Genomic DNA, 2,612 nt, shown 5'->3' with positions numbered 1-2,612 from the left:
GATTTAGATATAAACTCACCAAATCCATATAGCGAAAAAGCATTTGAGTTTTCACCATTGAACAGAGTTTTAACCCAAGCAGCACCAGGAGAAGACTGGGCATTAGAAAATGGGAATACTATCAAGTTTAATTATCAAACCAATACTTTTAATGAAAATGAACAAACAAATCCAGACAATGACAATGTAAAACTATTTTCGGTGCATCATCCAGAGAATAATCCTGAAAAAACAGAATTGTTTTTTGACGGATACTATCAAGCGAAACAATTGTATAAAACAATAACTAAAGATGAAAACTGGCAACCTAATCCAACTCCAGAGTTAATAGAAAAGAATCACACAACCGAAGAGTTTAAAAATAAAAGAGGACAAGTAATTTTAAAACGAACATATGACGAAAACGAAGCCTTTGACACGTATTATGTTTATGATATTAAAGGAAATTTAACCTATGTCATTCCTCCAAAAGCATCTGATAACATTGGTATAGAAGGAAGCTTAGGATTTAGAGTCGCTTCACAAACCAATTATTCATGGATAAACTTGGTTAATGTAGATAAAACCTTTGCAAATGAATACAACAAAAAACTTCTAGACTATAATAACGATGCCATTTTAAATGCCGATATAGAAAATGAGTACAATGGTCAAGGAGGATTTACTGTTACAACATTGGAAGCAGAAGAACACATAACATTAAATATTTCTTTTTCAGCAAATAAATCCTTTGAACTTAAAAAAGGAGAACTAGTGTCTTTAAAGGACTACGGCACATATAAAGACACTGAATTAGGGAATCTAAAGGGTACAGGATATAATTATGTGTTTTTAATTAAAGACAATGCCATCATTATTGAAGGAGATGGCAAATTACCATCCATAAACCAATCCTTTAATAGTAGCACAAAATTAGATTATTCAGATAATTATCCATGGACAAGTATCATGGACATAGATTCAAAAGACGCTTCTAATTATGAAACGCAATTAAAAAACTATCCCAATGCAGAATGGTTAACAACTACAATTGCAAACCCATATAACGGACAAGGAGGTTTAAATATATCCATAGACGAAAATGATGTTATAACAGTTAACATAAACACCAGTTTTTCAACACCTTTAAGTTTAAAAAAAGGAATCTCTATCCCTTTAAGCAGTAAAAGGCGTATGGCAGATAGAGAACTGGGAGATTTATCAGGAACAGGATATAATTATCAATTTTCAATTATAGAAAATGCTTTGTTTGTAATTGGAGAAGGAGAAGTTGTAGGACTATCAGGAATTTTCATATCAGAACCTCCAAGTACAAGCTCAGAAGAAATAAATGGGCTAAGTTATATTTATCATTACGATTATAGAAACCGTTTAATAGAGAAGAAAATACCCGGAAAAGGTTGGGAATACATAGTCTATAATACTTTAGATAAACCCATTTTAACTCAAGATGCTAATTTAAGAACACAAAACTCATGGTTATTTACTAAATATGATGCCTTTGGAAGAGTCGTATATACAGGCAAACATGTTTTTGAACCTATAGACTATGGAGACAGTCTTGAAGATAATTCAGGGCGTAAGCAATTACAAGATAACGTTAATGCTCAAGGAGCTAATAATATTGAGACTCGTTTTCAAAATGATTTTTACGAAATGATAGGAACAACCCTATTGCATTATTCAAATAAAGTCATTCCTAAAATAGATATTGAAGTATATACCATTAACTATTACGACACCTATTCCAATGATGTAACAAGTATAGGTTCCGAGTTTTTAAACCCAGGAACTGTAACAATAAACACACAAGATTACCAAACAACCACAGAAACCAAAACATTAACAACAGGAGCTCGTGTACGTATCCTAGGCACAGACCAATGGATAACAAGTGTCACTTATTACGATGAAGATGCAAAACCAATTTATGCAGCCAGTAAAAACGACTATTTAGGAACCGTAGATATTATTAAATCTGAAATAGATTTTACAGGAAAGGTACTGCAAACCGAAAGTACACATATAAAAGATGCAAATGCTCCTATAATAATCAACGATGCCTACACTTATGACCATGCAGGCAGATTACTAACACAAACCCAAACAATAACAGGGAATACACCTGAATTAATAGTGAACAACCATTATGATGAATTAGGACAATTAGAATCTAAAGGAGTTGGAGGTAGTTTAGGATCGCCATTACAATTAGTAGATTACACCTATAATATTCGAGGATGGTTAAAAACCATTAATAATGGCGATACTACAGAAAACGATCTTTTTGGTTTTCAACTAAACTATAACACTGGAGCAAACCCGTTATATAATGGCAATATTAGCGAAACCCATTGGCAAACTGCCAATGACAATAACCCAAGAAGTTATGACTATACTTATGATGCTTTAAATAGACTAAAAACTGCCAATTATCATGGAAACTATGTTTTAAATGGTACAGCAAACCAGATAGAAGATTATAGTTTAAATTATATTAATTACGATAAGAACGGTAATATTTTAGGCTTAGAACGAACAGGTTTAATAGGTTCTGAAAACAGAATCGATATTATAGACGACTTGGTTTATGGATATGAAGCCTCAAGCAA

1 protein-coding gene is annotated in these 2,612 nt (G+C 32.3%); it reads left to right on the top strand.

Translation table 11 applies throughout. The features are described 5' to 3' along the window. Positions 1-2,612: DUF6443 domain-containing protein (locus tag LX78_RS14860; protein ID WP_456243166.1), on the top strand; the 2,612-nt coding region annotated here is incomplete at both ends.

The sequence above is a fragment of the Xanthomarina spongicola genome (assembly GCF_003148645.1).
In the GTDB taxonomy this organism is placed as follows: domain Bacteria; phylum Bacteroidota; class Bacteroidia; order Flavobacteriales; family Flavobacteriaceae; genus Xanthomarina; species Xanthomarina spongicola.
This window is presented reverse-complemented; position numbering and strand designations above follow the sequence as displayed.